The following is an 18,025-nucleotide window of genomic DNA, read 5'->3' as shown; positions in this document are numbered from 1 at the left end:
ATTCCAGCATTATGATTTATCCGGGAATGCTATTCCTGAAATGAATAAAGCCATGCCGCCGCTCATCGCGCCAAAAGGCCCCGGGCGGCTGTGCTACCATGCCTGTTTGATTGACCGTTATTGAGCGCTATGTCGGATACCACACCCAAACGTAAAAATGACCCGGAAGGGTTGAAAAAACGCATCCTCGCGGGTGCGCTGCAAACCTTCGCCGAATACGGTATGCAGGGCGCGCGAATGGAGCAGATTGCTGAACTGGCACAGACCACCAAGCGCATGGTGGTATATCACTTCATCAACAAAGAGAAGCTGTATATTGAGGTGCTGGAGCAGGTGTATCAGGCGATCCGCCAGCATGAAACCGGCCTGAATCTTACTACGCTGGAGCCGGAAGAGGCGATGATCAAACTGGTGGAAGCCAGTTTTGACTATCACGTCACGCATCCCGATTTTATGCGCCTGGTGTGTACAGAAAACCTGCTGCGCGGGCGTTACATCATGCAGTCGGATCGCATCAAAGCGATGAACAAAAGTACCCTCGATTTGCTGGATGACATCCTGTCCCGCGGCCAGCGTCAGGGCATCTTTATCGACGGCCTGGATACCGTGGACGTACACCGCCTGCTCAGCAGTATTTGTGTGCATCACGTCTCCAACCGCTACACCTTCCACACGCTGTTTACCCCCCACGACAGTGAAGAGGACAGTATTCGCCGCAACCGTCAGCTGGCGGTGACGGCCACGCTGCGTTATATCCGCAAAGCCCCGTAATCTGCGGGTTCGCTGTGATGGTCTACGCTTGATCAAATAAACGGGACCGTGACAGACCTCAGATTAAGGAACGCTGTAGTGAAGAAAGATGCTCTCCTCTATCCGTTACGCAACACGCAAAATACCGATGACACGCCTGCGCTCTGGAACTGGGCGCAAAATTCGGTAGTTGGCCAGCGCCAGCAGTTGCATCAGCCGCGCAGTGAAGCTGAGTTGCAACAGCTGTTGCGTGACTCGCACGGCAAAGTGCGCGTGCTCGGCAGCCGTTTGTCGCCCGGTCGCATGCTGTGCGTACAGCCGCAGGACGTACTGCTGGATCTCAGTGCGCTGCGCGGCATCCTCGCTCAGGATGAAGAGAGCGTAACGTTTGCCGCGGGCACGCCGCTACAGCAGGTGTATGACAGCCTGACAAAGATGGATCGCATGCTCGCCTCTTCGCCCGGCGTGATAGCGGTGCAGACGCTGGCCGGCGCGCTGGCAACCGGCACCCACGGTCAGGGCCTGGCACAGAGTTCGCTGGCGGACGAAGCGCTGCATATCCGCATGGTGCTGGCCGATGGCAGCGTGCGCGAGTTTCAACGCGACGACGCCGATTTCCCGGCGGCGATGGTGTCACTTGGCGCGCTCGGCATCGTCACCGCCATTACCTTGCGCACTCAGCCATTTCGCCTGTTTACCTGCCATAAATTCGCGGCGTCTGCCGATTCACTGGAGCAGGATTTGCTGACGTGGAATGAGCAGCACGAACTCAGCAAAGCCTGGTGGTTTGTCGATGACAACCTGATGCATGTCTGGAACGCCGATGTCGCCAGTGCCGAGGACAGCCAGGCGTGGTACGACCATCAGCGCGAAGTGATTGAGCACGGCGATCAGGCCGACAGCAGCCTCAACGACACCATTGATCAGACGCTCGAACACATGCATCGCGACACGCAGATTCACGGTAAAGGCGGCAAACAGTTCCGTACCGTCACCCGCTTCCGTGATTTCACCGACATCAGCGGCGATATCTACCAGCTGTTTTGTCGTGGCATTGCCGTACCGCAGATCAACGTTGAGATTGGCGTGCCGCTGGCCAAAACGCCGGAAATTATCAGCAAGATCAAAGCCTGGTACGCGCAGAATCGTCCGCACATGCACTATCCCATCATCCTGCGCTGTACCGGCGCTTCACAGGCGTGGATGAGCCCGGCGCATCAGCAGCCGACCTGCTTTTTTGGCTTCGTGGTGTATTACGCGGATGACGGCTCGCTGTCGCAGGACGGACTGCATTTCCTCACCGAAGTGGAAAAACTGCTGGCGGCGGAAGGCGGACGTCCGCACTGGGGTAAATATTACGATCCGCAGCGCTATCAGTGGCGCGCCATCTATCCGCAGTGGGATGCGTTTCGTGCGGTGCGTGAACAGCTGGATCCGACGCACCGCTTTAGCAATGACTATGTCACGGCTTTGTTTGATTGATTGAGTTTGATGGGGAGAATTTATGTACGCCTGGGTAACGCTGTTAACGCAGCCGGAATATTATGTCGGGGTGAAAGCGCTGCATCGCTCACTCAAACGCAGCGAAACGCGCTGGCCGCTGATTGTGATGGTCACCGATGCCATCGACCTGAGCATGCGCGAAGCATTACAGGCGCTGGGCTGCGTGATCCATCCGGTCCAGCCGCTGATGCCGGACGCCGCGCTGGAGCAGCATTATGCCTCGGCACAGTTTGGTGAAGTGTGGAGCAAGCTGCGCGCCTGGGAGCTGACCGGCTGCGAGCGCGTGGTGTTTCTTGATGCCGATATGCTGGTGCTGCGCAACATGGATGAGCTGTTTACGCTTGACCTCGGCAAGCATGCGCTGGCGGCCTGTCATGCCTGCCGCTGCAACCCGAATCAAATCGCCAGCTATCCCGACAGCTGGCAGCCGGAGCATTGTCACTACACCTGGCAGGCGCGCGGTGAGACCTCGCCCGCCGATCTTGATAACTATCTCAACGGCGGTTTTCTGGTGCTGCAGCCGGATCAGGCGGTTTTCGACTGGCTGCAGCAGAAAGTGACTGAGATTGACGACCTGCGCCGCTATCCGTTCTCCGAACAGGATTTGCTCAATGAAGTGTTTGCCGGGCGCTGGCTGCCGCTGCCGTACATTTATAACGCGCTAAAAACCCTGCCGTTCCAGCATGCCGGCTTATGGCATGACGATGAGGTGAAGAATCTGCACTACATTCTCGCCAAACCGTGGAAGCGCGACCTGAACCAGCCAGAGGCGCAGCGCGACCGTTATTACGCGCTGGATAAGCTGTGGTGGGAGCTGGGCGCGGATTAATGGCTGGTCGCGGCGCGATTTATCGGGCAATGGTTGGTCGCCATAAATGGCGACCCTACAGGGTTGAATGCGGGTTACAAGGTCTGGATGCGTTCGTGAAGGACGCATTGTCGCCATCAATAGCGACCCTGCAGAATCTGATACGCGTCAAAAGACCTTGCCGCATTTCCCAGGGTGCGCATTTATGCGCACCCTGGTAGCGGCGCGATTTATCGCGCAATAATTGTGCGCTTCCCTGCGCACTGTGGCTTAACGCCAGCCGAGCTCTGGCGCGACGTGGGTCAGAATGCTGTCGATCACGTGCGCACAATAATCCACGCCAAGCTGATTAGGGATGGTCAGTAACAGGGTATCGGCTTCCGCAATCGCTTCATCCTGTGCCAGCTGTTTGACCAGCTGCTCCGGCTCTGCAGCATAGCTACGCCCAAAGATGGCGCGGGTTTTCTCATCGAGGAACCCGACGGAATCCTGCTCCTGTCCGCCGCGACCGAAGTAAGCGCGGTCGGTGTCGTTCATCAGGGCAAAAATACTGCGGCTGACCGACACGCGCGGCGCACGCTGATGCCCTGCCGCCTGCCAGGCTTCTTTATAGGCGCGAATCTGCTTCGCCTGCTGCACATGGAACGGTTCGCCGGTCTCGTCATCCTTCAGCGTCGAACTCTGCAAATTCATCCCCAGCTGCGCTGCCCAGATCGATGTGGCGTTCGAGCCGGAACCCCACCAGATACGCTCGCGCAGGCCTTCGGAATATGGCTCGAGGCGCAGTAGTCCCGGTGGATTCGGGAACATCGGCTGCGGATTGGGTTTGGCGAACCCTTCGCCACGCAGCACTTCCAGCAGCTCTTCGGTGTGACGACGTCCCATATCCGCATCGGTTTCCCCTTCGCGCGGATTGAAGCCAAAGTAGCGGTAGCCTTCAATCACCTGCTCCGGCGAGCCACGGCTCAGGCCGAGCTGCAAACGGCCGTTGGCGATCAGGTCCGCTGCCCCGGCGTCTTCCGCCATATACAGCGGATTTTCGTAACGCATGTCGATTACACCGGTACCAATCTCGATGCGGCTGGTTTTGGCACCGACCGCCGCCAGCAGCGGAAACGGTGAACTCAGCTGGCGGGCAAAGTGGTGTACGCGGAAATAGGCACCGTCGGCCCCCAGTTCTTCGGCGGCGACCGCCAGGTCAATCGACTGCAGCAGCACATCCTGCGCCGAACGGGTGGCCGAGTGTGGTGACGGGGTCCAGTGACCGAAAGATAAAAAGCCAATTTTTTTCATGCTAAATGCTCCTCGCGGGCCAGAACGGCGCCGGCGTCATCAATCAGAATTCGATGAGGTAAGGTTACGCCTGTGCGAAGAGGACTGATAGCCAATAGTTTTCGCGCGCTTCTTCAACTTTTTTGCATAACAAAGCAATTTTCCGTCTTTGTGTTTATCACGCGTATCGCGCATCTTGAGCGCATCTTTTCCCGTCTCGCTGACTGAATTCATGAACATGGTCAAAGGAACCTCCGCCTACCTCAGTACCCAACAGCGCGAAGTGGTGCACCAGCTGGCGCGCAGCTGGCTATGGCGCAGCGAATTGCCGACCTGGCTGTTAATCATTACCGTTTATAGCGGCTGGTTCGCCAGCGTGCTGTACTGGCAAACGCTGGGCCTGCCCCTCGCCACGCTGCTGCTGATCCTGTTCACCACCTGGTATTTGTCGCTGCAGCATGAACTGATTCATGGCCATCCGACGCGCCTGCCGCGCCTTAATCAGCTGTTTGGCATGCTGCCGCTGGCGGTGTGGTATCCGTATGGTCTCTACCGGGATTCGCACCTGGCACATCACCGCAACCACACCCTGACCGATCCGCATGATGATCCGGAAACCTATTATCTGTCGCCGGCGCACTGGGCTCGGCTCAAACCCTGGCAACAGCGCGTTATACATCTGCGCAACACCTTTCCGGGACGTCTGCTGCTGGGACCGCTGCTGGATATCCTCGCCACGCTGCGCGCGCTGACGCAAAGCGTGGTGCAGCGCGACGTGCCGGCGATGATGATGTGGCTGGTGCATCTGCTACTGCTGGCCGGGCTGTTTTACTGGCTCAGCCTGCACGGCTTTTCCCCGCTGTGGCTGGTGCTGGCGGTGAGCTATCCGGCGCTGATGTTGACCAAGGTGCGCTCATTTTACGAACATCGTGCCGATGAGGCGCCGCTGGCGCGCTCGGTAAATAACGAAGCGGCCTGGCCGTGGCGCCTGATGTTCCTGAATCTCAACTATCATTCTGTACATCACGATCTGCCCGGTTTACCCTGGTACGGTCTGCGCAAAGTCTATTTGCTCTACCGCGACGGCTACTATCAGCGTAATCAGGGTTTTCGCGTTGCCGGTTACGGCGAATGGATGAAGCGCTTCTGGCGTCAGCCGATCGACGTTAACGCCCACCCGGGACACCACAAGGACGCACAGAATGCACATCATCTCTTTACCGATGTACGACATCGACCACCCGAGCACGCTGGCCATGACCTCAGTGCTGACGCGGCTGCTGGCGAAGCGCGGCGTGCAGGCTGAGGTGCAGTGGCACGACGACCTGCTGCCACACTGGCGTGATGACAATCTGCTGCTGAGTCAGACCTGCGGCTATCCGCTGGTCGCGCTATTGCCTGACGTGCAACTGGTGGGCACGTTTCAGTCCAATGCGCCTGGCTGCCATGATCTGCGCTATCGCAGCTGGCTGGTGGCGCGGCAGGAAGATGAGAACCTGAGCCTCGCCGATTTCCGCGACCGTCGCGCAGTGTGCAACAGCAATGACTCACACTCCGGATACAATTCGCTGCGCTACGTGGTCGCGCCGCTGGCCCAGGACGGCAAATTCTTCGCCACTACCCGGTTCAGCGGCAGCCACCGCCAGTCGCTGGCCGCGCTGCGCGCCGGACAGGCCGACCTCGCCGCGATTGATTGCATCACCTGGGCGCTGCTGCGCAAATACCGGCCGCAGGAGCTGCAGGGCTTAGCCATCATCGGCGAAACCCCGCTGTGTGCCGCGCTGCCGCTGATAACCTCAGCGAAAACCGACAGTCTGCTGCTGGAAAAGCTGCGCAGCACGCTGTTTGAGCTGGCCAATGTGGAGGACTACAAGGATGTGATGAAGGCCAACCTGCTGGCGGGCTTTTCTGTGCCGCAGCGCGACTGGTTTGACGAGGTTAAACGCTGGGAAGATGACGCCGCCGCGCTGGGCGTGACGGCGCTGTAAATAAAGCACTAACCGGCGGCATCCCTGCCGCCAGCGGGCTTACTGAGCGCGAGCAGCGATAATCGCCTCTGCGACGTTACGCGGTGCTTCGGCGTAGTGGGCAAACTCCATGCTGTACGTGGCGCGGCCCTGCGACATTGAGCGTAGCGTGGTGGCGTAGCCAAACATCTCGGCCAGCGGCACTTCAGCACGGATAATGCGCGCGCCGAAACGCTCGTCCATGCCCTGCAGCGTGCCGCGCCGGGATGACAAATCGCCCATCACGCCGCCGGCATACTCTTCCGGCGTCTCCACTTCTACCTGCATCACCGGCTCAAGTATCACCGGATCGGCCTGTTTCGCTGCCGCTTTGAAGCCAAAGATTGCCGCCATGCGGAACGCCATCTCCGACGAGTCAACGTCGTGATAAGAGCCAAACGTCAGCGTGGCTTTGATGTCGACCACCGGATAACCGGCCAGCACGCCGCTGTTGAGCGCTTCGCGAATGCCCTTCTCCACCGAAGGAATGAATTCGCGCGGCACCACGCCGCCTTTGGTCGCGTCTTCAAAGGCGAAACCGCTTCCGGCCGCCTGCGGCTCGAGCGTCAGCACCACGTGACCATACTGGCCCTTGCCGCCCGACTGACGCACAAATTTCCCTTCCACCTCGCGCACCGTTTTGCGGATGGTTTCGCGGTAGGTTACCTGCGGCCGGCCAATATTGGCTTCCACGCCAAACTCGCGTTTCAGACGGTCGACGATGATCTCCAGATGCAGTTCACCCATGCCGGAGATGATGGTCTGACCGGACTCCTCATCGGTGTGCAGCCGGAACGACGGATCCTCTGCCGCCAGCCGCTGCAGCGCCAGCCCCATTTTTTCCTGATCGCCTTTGGTCTTTGGCTCAATCGACAGCGAAATCACCGGATCGGGAAACTCCATGCGCTCCAGCGTGATTACCGCATTAGGATCGCACAGCGTTTCGCCGGTGGTGACCTCTTTCAGCCCGACGCAGGCGGCAATATCGCCGGCGCGGATCTCATCAATCTCGATGCGATCGTTAGCCTGCATCTGCACGATGCGGCCAATGCGCTCTTTACGCCCTTTCACCGCGTTCCACACGCTGTCACCCTTGCGCAGCACGCCAGAATAGACGCGCACAAAGGTCAGCTGACCGACGTAAGGATCGCTCATCAGCTTGAACGCCAGCGCCGAGAAAGGTTCCTCATCGTCAGCATGGCGTTCGTCGTGTTCGCCGCGCTCGTTGATGCCGGCGACCGGCGGCACGTCGAGCGGTGAAGGCATCAGTTCGATGACCGCATCGAGCATGCGCTGCACCCCTTTGTTTTTAAACGCGCTGCCGCACAGCATCGGCTGGATTTCGCCCGCCAGCGTGCGCTGCCGCAGCCCGGCAATCACCTCGTCTTCACTGAGATCGCCCTGCTCCAGATAGCGGTCCATCAGCGCTTCGCTGGCTTCTGCCGCTGCTGCCACCATGTTTTCCCGCCACTCCGTCGCCTGCGCCTGCAGCGCGTCCGGAATCGGCGCATAGCTAAAGCTCATGCCCTGGCTGGCGTCGTCCCAGTAGATAGCGCGCATTTTGTTGAGATCGATGACCCCGCTGAACTGCTCTTCAGCGCCGATGGGAATGACAATCGGCACCGGATGCGCCTGCAGGCGATCTTTCATCATCTGCACCACGCGGAAAAAGTCCGCGCCCTGGCGGTCCATCTTGTTGACGAACGCAATGCGCGGCACGTGGTATTTATTCGCCTGCCGCCACACGGTTTCTGACTGCGGCTGAACACCACCGACCGCGTCGTACACCATCACGGCGCCATCCAGCACGCGCATTGAGCGCTCCACTTCAATGGTGAAGTCAACGTGTCCGGGAGTATCAATGATGTTGATACGGTGCGGCGTAAAACTGCCGTCCATGCCCGGCCAGTAGCAGCTGACCGCCGCCGAGGTGATGGTAATGCCGCGCTCCTGCTCCTGCGCCATCCAGTCGGTGGTTGCCGCGCCATCGTGCACTTCACCCAGCTTGTGGCTCATTCCGGTGTAAAACAGGATGCGCTCAGTGGTGGTGGTTTTACCGGCATCGATGTGCGCGGAGATGCCGATGTTGCGATAACGTTCGATGGGGAGGGGTCGGGGCATGATGCGTCCTTAGTCTGTCGACGAAAAAAACCGGCAGGCACCATTGCCCGCCGCTGTGCCCCAGCATAAACCCATTGTACGAATGAATACGAACAGTTTGAGCTTTTTTTGCTCATCGCTGAGATTGTCACGGTTTTCCGCATTTGCGGTGTGGCGCAGTGACGCGCAGCGCTTTAAGGTAAGGCTTTCATGCTTAACGGGAAAACAGTCCATGCGTATTCTGATTGTGGGAGCCGGTGCCACCGGCGGGTACTTTGGCGCGCGCCTGGCGCAGGCCGGCCGTGATGTGACCTTTCTGGTGCGCGAGCGCCGCCAGCAGCAGCTGCAACAGACCGGACTGGTGCTGCAAACGCCGGAGGGCAGCACGGTGCTGCAGCCGCAGCTGGCGCTGGCCTCGACGCTGACCGGTGATTACGATCTGATTATCCTGACGGTGAAAAGCTTTGCGCTGGAACAGGCGATGGAAGACATCGCCCCGGCGGTTGGCGCGCAGACGCTGATCATGCCGATCCTCAATGGTATGCGTCATATTGATACGCTGCGCGCACGTTTCGGTGACAAGGTGATTGGCGGGCTGTGTAAGATTCACGCCACGCTGGGCGAGCACGGCGAAGTGATGCAGCTCTCGCCGCTGCACGTGCTTTACTACGGCGCGCTGGACGGCAACAACGATGCCCGTCTGCAGCGCGTGGATGCCGCACTGCGTGATGCGCAGTTTGATAGCGTGTTCGCCGATAACATTATCAGTGAGCTGTGGGAGAAGTGGCTGCTGCTGAGCACGCTGGGTGCCGTGTGCTGTCTGGCGCGCGGCAATACGCAGCACATCCTGCGTTCAGCCGGTGGTGAAGCGCTGCTACAGGGCATTTTCGCCGAGGTGCTGGCGGTGATCACAGCCGATGGCTATCAGCAGCGCCCGGCCGTGACGGCGAAGATTTATGAGACGCTGAACAATCCTGATGCGGCGATGACCTCATCCATGTACCGCGATTTAACCCAGGGCTACGATATCGAAGCCGATCAGATCATCGGCGATTTGCTGGTGCGCGGCGCGCGCCATGCGGTGGCGATGCCGCTGCTGAACGCGGTGTATGTGAATTTGCAGGTGTATTTGCAGACGCGGTGATCGGTCCGGTGCGTGGCGTGCCTGGTGCGCATGAATGCGCACCCTGTTATTTGTGCGACATGTCATTGCGGCACCAGCCAGTCGCACAAACCGTAGCGGCGCGATTTATCGCGCAATGTGCATTTCCGCACCGCGGCCGGTTGCGCAATAAATAGCGCCGCTACGGATAAGGCAGAATATTCTCTTTACTCAATCACATATGCTTTTGGTGACGGCTCAACCCAACCGCGACTGCACGCCGGGCAGCTGCATCAGGCGCTGCCAGGCTGCTTCGACCGCGTCGGGTACATCAACGTGCCCGAAGAACCCCTTGCCGTTCGGGCCGTAGCCGCTGGCGTCGTCACGCAGGCGCTGCACCTCGCCCATCAGCAGCGACAGAAAACGCTCCACTGACCACAACCCCTGCGGCGGCGCGCCAACGATGCGCAGCATGCCCGCATCCATCATCACCTGCGGCACAAACACCGGCCAGCTGATGAATTCCGGCGCATGCTCGCGATCGCGCCACTGCCAGCGGAAGGTTTCCCAGCTGCGGCGCTGCATCAACGGATCCTGCACCAGCAGCACGCGCTGCGGCTGCCACTGCTGCTCATCCAGCAGGCGCTGGCTTAAGGCGGCGTTTTCGCCACAGTTGCGCGAGGCGGTTTCCAGCAGCAGCTGATCGTCAGGCAGCTCAGCGAACACACGCGCCATCTCGCCCAGCAGCTGTGCTTCGCCCTTGCCGGCGGTGTCGATCTGGCGATAGAGCGGATGGCTGGCAATCATCGCGGCCAGCAGCGCGGTTGAGTGACCGATGCCGCCGCTGATCAGCAACGGCAGCTGATATTTCTTCGCCAGCGCAATCACCGCTTCGACGTTTGGCAGCACCGCATGTCCGGCAAGTATGGCTAAATCGACCTCCAGCGTACCGTCCTTTGGCAGCTGATCGAGCGCCAGCCAGGCGGCAATGGTGTTGATATCCTGAATTTGATGGTCATTGAGCTGCATCACTTTCTCCTTGCGTTATCACTGGCAGTGTAACGCCTTAATACCGCGACGGCAGGGAAAAATTTGCTACACTCGCCGCATTCTCATCAGGAGGGATCAATGACAGCGCGTTCCGTAACGCTTGACGATGTCGCCCGGCTGGCTGGCGTCTCCTATCAAACGGTTTCCCGGGTGCTGAACCATTCCGCGCAGGTGTCACCCCGCACCCGCGCGCGGGTGGAAGCCGCGATGCAGCAGCTCAGCTACGTGCCAAACCGGGTCGCGCAGCAGCTGGCCGGCAAGGCCACGCGCACGCTCGGGCTGGCGACCAGCGATCTGGCGCTGATGGCGCCAGCGCAGATTGCTTCGGCGATTCAGCAGCGCGCGGCGGCGCAGGGCTATCATCTGGTGATCGCCATGGCCAATGCCACCAGCCACGCGCAGGACACGGTGCATGAACTGCTGGCGCAGCGCGTCGATGCTCTGCTGATCAACCTGCCGCTGGATGCCGCGCAGGCAGCGCAGATTCAGCAGCAGTGCGGCAGCAAACCGACGCTGTTTCTGGATGTGGAGCGCAGCGCTGCCGTGGCGCAGTGTCAGTACCGGAGCACCAGCGGTGCGCAGCAGGCGGTGGATCATCTGGTGGCGCTCGGCCACCGGCAGATTGGCGTGCTGAACGGGCCTGCCAGCTCCGCGTCAGCGCGGGCGCGATTTAGCGCCTGGCAACAGGCGCTGGCGCGTCATCAGCTGGTGCCGGACTGCGTACTGAGCGGCGACTGGAGCGCAGCGTCCGGCTACCAGGCGCTGCTGACACTGCTGCCCGACCAGCTGCCGCAGGCGCTGCTGGTGGCTAACGACCAAATGGCGCTGGGGGCGATGCGCGCGCTGCATCAGCATGGCGTACGAATTCCGGCGGAGATGTCGATCATCGGTTACGACGATACGGCGGAGAGCGCGTGGTATCAGCCACCGCTGACCACGGTGCGCCAGGATTTACAGCAGTTAGGCACGGTGAGCGTCGATCGTCTGCTGGCGCAGCTGGAGGGAGAGATGCCGGACGGTCAGCCGCTGGAGACCGAGCTGGTCCTGCGCGCCACCACGGCGGCGCCGTTGCAGCAGCAGGTGGATGTGGCGGAAATTGCGCATCAGTTACAGCAGCTGGCGCGGGCATTAAAAAGGTCGCCGTAAAGGGCGACCCTGGAGCAAAACGCGGCTATCGAGCCCGTGAAGCTTACTGCCCTTTCGGTTCGCCCATCGCTTTGAGCTTTTTCGACAGCTCGCGACGCTCTTTCGACAGATCGGCGTTTTTGATGATGTACTCATCTACGCGATCTTCATAATCCACGCGCATGCTGGCGATGATTTCCTGAATCGCTTCCACGCTCATACCAGGTTTGATGTACTCGCTCAGGTTGTCCAGCAGCAACACACGTTTCTGGTTATCACGGATTTTCTTTTCGTTGTCCGTAATTTCGCGCTGCAGTTTGTTTTTACGACGAAACATACGCACAAACTCCAGTACGTCCTGAAATGATTGCTTGGCATTTTCCATGTTGGCACCTTTCTTGTGGCCTGCCGCGGCAGGCAAAATAGTCATAAACCGGGAAGACATTTAGCTTAGCGGCTTATAAGCCGGGTTCGCAATTTTCACCGCTAAATTCGGACTGGCACTTATCTTAGCGCAAAGAAAGGGCAATTCGCACTAAGTCATTGCCTGAGAAAACTATTTGCGCAACGCCAGACGCACTAGGTCTGTCATGCGCTCCAGCTGACGCGCCTGCTCCAGACTCAGCCAGACGTAACCGTAAATCGCGGTGGTCTCCAGCCGCGCGCTGCCGTTGGCGATCAGCGCTTCCAGCTCCTGGGTGATGGCTTCCAGCTCGTGGCTGTTGGCAATCACCTGTTCGGTCTCGCCTTTCACCATCAGCGCCGCCAGCGCGTTCAGGGTGTTCTCGGTCATCTGCTGCGTGCGGCGCAGCGTTGGCGCGTTAAGCAAAATCAGATGGCTTTCGCGCGACGCCCACCAGGCTTCAATCTGCATCTGCATGGTGTTAACCATATTACGGTTAATGGTCTGAATGGCTTCAAACACCGATTTAGGGATGCGCGTCTCTTTGCTCGCCGGCTCCAGCAGCGCGCGCATTTTGATCACGCTGGTGAGCAGCTTCTGGAAGCGCGGATTGAGGCGCGGCTTCTCCACCAGATTGGCAGAAAAGCCAGCGTGATGAATCTTCGCCATGTTGATAAAGGCGTCCGACAGCTGAATGCGCCAGTGAGTATAGGCGCGCTGCGCCCAGATGGCGCTAAACAGTAAAGCCATCAGCGAGCCGAGGATCACATCGCCGCCGCGCCACAGCGCCACGGTGAAATCGCCGGCCGGCGCGCCGACCACCACGCCGAGCGTGATGCCGATCAGCAGCGCCATATACGGGTGTTTGCCCAGCGTCAGATAGCCGCAGACGATCATCACGATAAAGCACCACACCAGCATCAGCGGCAGTGACAGCAGCTCCAGCTTCAGCGCGATCAGCCCTGATATCAGCCCGGCAAAGGTACCGCTGATACGCTGCACCACGCGCGGCAAAACATTGCCCCAGGTGGAGATCGGTCCCATCACCACCACCAGCGTGATCAGCGGCCAGGTGCCTTCCGGAATATCGGTCAGACGGACAAACAGGAAGCACAGCACAAAGGCGATAGCGATGCGTACGCCGTGCACGGCGCGGTAGTGGCGGTAAAACCAGAACTCAATCGGAGAGATGGGCTTATCAGCGCGTAACATGGTGGTCCGGGTGCGATAAAAATTTGCGCGCTATGTTACCCTGGCGCAGCACGAACATTGAGGGGCTGGCGCAACTTTTTGCGCAATAATACAACTGCGCTACATCTTGTTTTCTCAGTGCTCACAAGGATGTAACGCAGCGTTTGCTTATCGCCCGACGGCTTACAGTTTCTGTTTCACGTAATCGCTGATGCGCGTGATGATGCCTGCTTCATCGACCGACTGCAGCGCGTACAGCGGATAGCTGGCCAGCTGCTTGTCTTTATCCAGCACCTGAATTTCGCCCACCTGCTCGCCGGCTTTGAGTGGCGCTTCGAGGTCTTTACGATTGATCACATACTTCGCCATCACGTTCGACACTTCGCTGCGCGGCAGTGACAGATAGATATCTTCGGTGGTACCGACGTCCACTTTGTGCGGGTTGCCGTACCAGACGTTTTCGCTGCCGATCTTTTTCCCGGCGTGGAACAGCTGCACGGTGTCGAAGTTGTTCTGTCCCCACACCAGCAGTTTACGCGCCTGCTCTTCACGTCCCTTTGAACTTTTCCCGCCCATGATCACCGCAATCAGACGATGGCGACCGACAATGTTCGAGGCAACGATGTTGAACCCGGCGCTCTCGGTGTGGCCGGTTTTCATGCCGTCGACGTGCAGATTCTGATCCCACAGCAGGCCGTTACGGTTGTTCTGGGTAATGCCGTTGAAACTGAGGGTTTTCTCGCTGTACATGGCGTAGAAATCCTGCTCACCGTTAATGATGGCGCGCGACAGCACCGCCAGATCGCGCGCGGTGGTGTGCTGCCCCGGCGCATCGAGACCGTGCACGGTTTCGAAGTGGGTGTGCGTCAGGCCGAGTTTCTGCACGTAGCTGTTCATCATGTTGACGAAGCTCTCCTGGCTGCCGGCCACATAGTCGGCCAGCGCCACGCAGGCGTCGTTGCCGGAATCGATGATCACGCCGCGCATCAGGTCGCGCACGGTGACTTTATCGCCCGGCTTAAGAAACATCAGCGACGAGCCTTTAAACACCGGATTGCCGGCGGCCCACGCGTCTTTACCCACCGTGACCACATCGTCGCGGGTGATTTTCTTCTGATCGACCGCGCGGTCGACGACATAACCGGTCATCAGTTTGGTCAGGCTGGCCGGGTTGCGCTCCGCATCCGGGTTGCCTGCGGTGAGGATCTGCCCGGTGGTGGCGTCCATCAGCACCCAGGACGCGGCATCAATGGCCGGCGGCGTCAGGGGAAACGGCATGCTGTCATCCGCATGCGCCAGCGATGCCCAAACAATCATTCCAGATACAGTTACCAACAGACGCCTTTTCAACACTTCTTCCTCAACATCAAATAAATGAATTTACCGCCGCACGTTTTACGGCAAATAGCGCTTTGATATCTGAATAAATTGAAAAAAAGTATGAACCGCGGACAAATGCTGCGCGCCCGCTCGCAGCGATGGCGATCGAGGTTGTGCTGTACCGGGCTGACGACTATTCTGTGCGTTGATTTTCCATAGCCAGGATAACGCCGTGCCCGCCTCTGAGTTCACTTTTCTGTTCCACGATTATGAAACCTTCGGCAAAAGCCCGTCGCTGGATCGTCCGGCGCAATTTGCAGGCCTGCGCACCGACAAAGCCTTTAACGCCGTGGGCGAACCGCAGGTGTTTTACTGCCAGCTCGCGGACGATTACCTGCCGCAGCCAGAAGCGGTAATGATCACCGGTATCACGCCGCAGGTGGCCAACGCGCGCGGCGTGCCGGAAGTGGAGTTTGCTCAGCGCATTCACGCGCTGTTCAGCGAACCGCAGACCTGTGTGATCGGTTACAACAACGTGCGCTTCGATGACGAAGTGACGCGCAATATCTTCTACCGCAACTTTATCGACCCGTATGGCTGGAGCTGGCAGAACGGCAATTCGCGCTGGGATCTGCTCGACGTGATGCGCGCCTGTTATGCGCTGCGCCCGGAAGGCATCGTCTGGCCGGAGAACGACGACGGTTTCCCGAGCTTTAAGCTGGAGCATCTCACCCAGGCTAACGGCGTGGCACACGAACAGGCGCACGATGCCATGTCCGATGTGTACGCCACGCTGGCGATGGCAAAGCTGGTGCGGGAGAAGCAGCCGAAGCTGTTTGAGTTTCTGTTTACCCATCGCAACAAGCAGAAACTGATGACGCTGATTGATATTCCGCAGATGAAGCCGCTGGTGCACGTTTCCGGCATGTTCGGCGCAGCGCGCGGTAATACCAGCTGGATTGTGCCGCTGGCATGGCATCCGGATAACAAAAACGCGTTGATCGTGGCCGATCTGGCCGGCGACATGACGCCGCTGCTGACGCTGTCGCCGGATGAGTTGCGCGAGCGGCTGTATACGCGACACAGCGATCTGGGCGATTTGCCGGCGGTGCCGATCAAGCTGGTGCACATCAATAAGTGCCCGGTGCTGGCCCCGGCCAATACATTGCGCCCGGAAGATGCCGAACGGCTGGGTATCGATCGTCAGCACTGTCTGGCGAATCTGGCCCTGCTGCGCCAGCATGCCGAAGTGCGGGAAAATGTGGTGACGCTGTTTGCCGAAGCGGAGCCGTTCACACCGTCGGAGGATGTCGATGCGCAACTGTATGACGGCTTCTTCAGCGACGCCGATCGCGCCGGCATGAACATCCTGCGTCAGACGCCGCCGCAGAACCTGCCGGCGCTCGATTTGACCTTTGAGGATAAACGTATCGCGAAGCTGCTGTTCCGCTATCGCGCCCGCAACTTCCCCGGCACGCTGGATGATAAAGAGCAGCAGCGCTGGCTGCAGCACCGCCGCGAGCAGCTTAATGCTGAGCGGGTACAGGCGTTTTTGATGGAGCTGGAGTCGCTGGCCAGTTTGCATGAGGGCGATGCAGAGAAGATGGCGCAGCTGAAAGCGCTGTATTTGTATGCGCAGGAGCTGGTGTCGTAGCAGGGTTTCGTGCGGGCTGATGCCCTCACCCCGGCCCTCTCCCACGGGGAGAGGAAGAAGCATAGTGCGTTCTGGTGCCCTCACCCTGGCACTCTCCAACGGGGAGAGGTAGAGTGCGGGCTGGTGCCCTCACCCTGGCACTCTCCAACGGGGAGAGGTAGAGTGCGGGCTGGTGCCCTCACCCTGGCACTCTCCCACGGGGAGAGGGAGAAGTATAGTGCGTTCTGGTGCCCTCACCCCGGTGCTCTCCTGCGGGGAGAGGAGTAGTACGTTTTGGTGCAGCTACCAGGCTGATACCTGACACACGCTCGGGCGGTTCCCTCTCCCGCGGGCGGGAGAGGGTTAGGGTGAGGGAAAAGCCTTACACCTCTTCGCTAAACTGCGGTACCGGATTGCGGAACGTGCGGGTCACAAACGCCAGGTAAACAATACCAATCGCCGCCCACACCAGGCCGAGCACCATCGAGGTCTCTTCCAGGTTGATCCACAGCGCACCCACCGTCAGCGCACCCATAATGGGCAGCACCAGATAGTTGAGGTGGTCTTTCAGCGTCTTGTTACGCTTCTCACGAATCCAGAACTGGGCAATCACCGACAGGTTCACAAAGGTGAACGCCACCAGCGCACCGAAGTTAATCAGCGCCGTTGCGGTGACCAGGTCGAAGTTGATCGCCAGCAGCGCTACCGCACCAACCAGCAGCACGTTCAGCGACGGCGTGCGGAATTTCGGATGCACGAAGCCAAAGAAACGCTGCGGGAACACGCCGTCACGGCCCATCACGTACATCAGACGCGAAACGCCGGCGTGTGCCGCCATGCCGCTGGCCAGCACCGTCACCACCGAGAAAATCAGAATGCCGATCTGCAGCGCTTTACCCGCCACGAACAGCATGATTTCCGGCTGTGAAGAGTCCGGATTCTGGAAACGCGAGATATCCGGGAAGTACAGCTGCAGGAAGTACGAGACGCCAATAAAGATCACCCCACCAATCAGCGCGGTCAGGAAAATCGCGCGTGGAATGGTGCGCTCGGCATCTTTGGTCTCTTCCGACAGCGAGCTGATACCGTCAAAGCCAAGGAACGAGAAGCACAGAATGGTCGCACCGGTAATCATCGGTACCACTTGCGCATTTTCAGACCAGAACGGCTTAGTACTGGTCAGCGTACCGGCGCCAATACCGTGTGCCACACCATACACCACCATACCGGTGATCACTGCCATCACCACAACCTGCAGCACCACAATGACGCTGTTGAAGTTGGCCACGGTTTTGATCCCACGCAGGTTGGAGATGGTCATAAACGCCACCAGCAGCACCACGAAAATCCACGACGGAATGCCCGGCACCAGCGACTCAAAGTAGCTTTTCGCCAGCAGGATGTTGATCATCGGCATGAACAGATAGTCCAGCAGTGATGACCAGCCCACCATAAAGCCGACGTGCGGACTGATAGCCTTCTGAGCATAGGTGTAAGCGGAGCCCGCAGATGGGAAGCGGCGTACCAGCTTGCCGTAGCTCACGGCAGTAAACAGTATCGCGATCAGCGCGAAAGCATAAGCGGTGGCGACGTGACCGTCGGTGAGGCCTGACACGATGCCGAAGGTATCAAACAGGGTCATTGGCTGCATATACGCCAGGCCCATCATGACGACCGGGATCAGAGTCAGAGATTTTTTCAGATGTGCACGCTGTGGTGCGGCAGAGGTATTAAGCGACATTGTTCAGGCCCCCTACAGCAA

General features: G+C 59.2%; 15 protein-coding genes. 8 read left to right on the top strand and 7 right to left on the bottom strand.

The genetic code is table 11. From position 1 onward, the window contains the following. Positions 1 to 129: 129 nt before the first annotated feature. From K7H94_RS07185 to K7H94_RS07175, 3 genes are all read left to right on the top strand, one after another. Entirely contained in the window at positions 130 to 771 is a 642-nt protein-coding gene (locus K7H94_RS07185; RefSeq protein WP_125310083.1) for a TetR/AcrR family transcriptional regulator, read from the top strand. Between the two features lie 78 nt (positions 772 to 849). Further along, a complete protein-coding gene (locus K7H94_RS07180) occupies positions 850 to 2,232 on the top strand; it encodes a D-arabinono-1,4-lactone oxidase (protein ID WP_141495247.1) in 1,383 nt (460 codons plus the stop codon). Between the two features lie 22 nt (positions 2,233 to 2,254). Beyond that, complete coding sequence (locus tag K7H94_RS07175) at positions 2,255 to 3,082, top strand: glycosyltransferase family 8 protein (RefSeq protein ID WP_141495246.1); 828 nt, start codon at positions 2,255 to 2,257, stop codon at positions 3,080 to 3,082. Positions 3,083 to 3,331: 249 nt separating this feature from the next. Here the strand turns inward: K7H94_RS07175 and K7H94_RS07170 are convergent, their stop codons facing one another. After that, positions 3,332 to 4,354 carry an LLM class flavin-dependent oxidoreductase gene (locus K7H94_RS07170; protein ID WP_058757329.1) on the bottom strand — a complete coding sequence of 341 codons (1,023 nt, stop codon included), beginning with the start codon at positions 4,352 to 4,354 and terminating at the stop codon, positions 3,332 to 3,334. A 217-nt stretch (positions 4,355 to 4,571) separates the two neighbouring features. On the opposite strand from K7H94_RS07170, the gene K7H94_RS07165 reads away from it, so the two are divergent. Both K7H94_RS07165 and K7H94_RS07160 read left to right on the top strand, forming a co-directional pair. Next, positions 4,572 to 5,639, top strand: a complete 1,068-nt coding sequence (locus tag K7H94_RS07165) for a fatty acid desaturase (RefSeq protein ID WP_222951876.1) — start codon at positions 4,572 to 4,574, stop codon at positions 5,637 to 5,639. Beyond that, positions 5,536 to 6,321, top strand: a complete 786-nt coding sequence (locus K7H94_RS07160; RefSeq protein ID WP_245001405.1) for a phosphate/phosphite/phosphonate ABC transporter substrate-binding protein — start codon at positions 5,536 to 5,538, stop codon at positions 6,319 to 6,321. Before K7H94_RS07165 ends, K7H94_RS07160 begins: the two co-directional genes overlap by 104 nt. 39 nt (positions 6,322 to 6,360) lie before the next feature. On the opposite strand, the gene fusA is transcribed toward K7H94_RS07160, so the two are convergent. Next, positions 6,361 to 8,460, bottom strand: a complete 2,100-nt coding sequence (gene fusA, locus K7H94_RS07155; RefSeq protein ID WP_222951875.1) for an elongation factor G — start codon at positions 8,458 to 8,460, stop codon at positions 6,361 to 6,363. Between the two features lie 211 nt (positions 8,461 to 8,671). On the opposite strand from fusA, the gene K7H94_RS07150 reads away from it, so the two are divergent. Beyond that, complete coding sequence (locus K7H94_RS07150) at positions 8,672 to 9,583, top strand: ketopantoate reductase family protein (protein ID WP_222951874.1); 912 nt, start codon at positions 8,672 to 8,674, stop codon at positions 9,581 to 9,583. Positions 9,584 to 9,799: 216 nt separating this feature from the next. Here K7H94_RS07150 and K7H94_RS07145 read toward each other — a convergent pair whose 3' ends face one another. Further along, complete coding sequence (locus K7H94_RS07145) at positions 9,800 to 10,570, bottom strand: YdcF family protein (protein ID WP_058757325.1); 771 nt, start codon at positions 10,568 to 10,570, stop codon at positions 9,800 to 9,802. A 99-nt stretch (positions 10,571 to 10,669) separates the two neighbouring features. Between K7H94_RS07145 and K7H94_RS07140 the strand changes: the two genes are divergently transcribed. Beyond that, the gene (locus tag K7H94_RS07140; RefSeq protein ID WP_222951873.1) at positions 10,670 to 11,737 is read left to right on the top strand and encodes a LacI family DNA-binding transcriptional regulator; all 1,068 of its coding nucleotides are present in this window, start codon (positions 10,670 to 10,672) and stop codon (positions 11,735 to 11,737) included. Positions 11,738 to 11,780: 43 nt separating this feature from the next. Here K7H94_RS07140 and tmaR read toward each other — a convergent pair whose 3' ends face one another. The 3 genes from tmaR to dacD all read right to left on the bottom strand — a co-directional run bounded on the left by tmaR (position 11,781) and on the right by dacD (position 14,660). Next, a complete protein-coding gene (gene tmaR, locus K7H94_RS07135) occupies positions 11,781 to 12,101 on the bottom strand; it encodes a PTS system regulator TmaR (protein WP_021509369.1) in 321 nt (106 codons plus the stop codon). Positions 12,102 to 12,272: 171 nt separating this feature from the next. Then, a complete protein-coding gene (locus tag K7H94_RS07130; RefSeq protein WP_021509368.1) occupies positions 12,273 to 13,331 on the bottom strand; it encodes an FUSC family protein in 1,059 nt (352 codons plus the stop codon). 162 nt (positions 13,332 to 13,493) lie between these two features. Then, on the bottom strand, positions 13,494 to 14,660 hold the full coding sequence (dacD, locus tag K7H94_RS07125) for a serine-type D-Ala-D-Ala carboxypeptidase DacD (RefSeq protein WP_031280074.1): 1,167 nt from the start codon (positions 14,658 to 14,660) through the stop codon (positions 13,494 to 13,496). 202 nt (positions 14,661 to 14,862) lie between these two features. Between dacD and sbcB the strand changes: the two genes are divergently transcribed. Beyond that, on the top strand, positions 14,863 to 16,284 hold the full coding sequence (gene sbcB / locus K7H94_RS07120; RefSeq protein WP_222951872.1) for an exodeoxyribonuclease I: 1,422 nt from the start codon (positions 14,863 to 14,865) through the stop codon (positions 16,282 to 16,284). Between the two features lie 361 nt (positions 16,285 to 16,645). On the opposite strand, the gene K7H94_RS07115 is transcribed toward sbcB, so the two are convergent. Next, positions 16,646 to 18,004 (bottom strand): APC family permease, encoded by a 1,359-nt coding sequence (locus K7H94_RS07115; protein ID WP_058757322.1) that lies wholly within the window; start codon positions 18,002 to 18,004, stop codon positions 16,646 to 16,648. Positions 18,005 to 18,025: the final 21 nt, after the last annotated feature.

Origin of the sequence: Pantoea dispersa, from assembly GCF_019890955.1 — a bacterium.
In the GTDB taxonomy this organism is placed as follows: Bacteria; Pseudomonadota; Gammaproteobacteria; order Enterobacterales; family Enterobacteriaceae; genus Pantoea; species Pantoea dispersa.
This window is presented reverse-complemented; position numbering and strand designations above follow the sequence as displayed.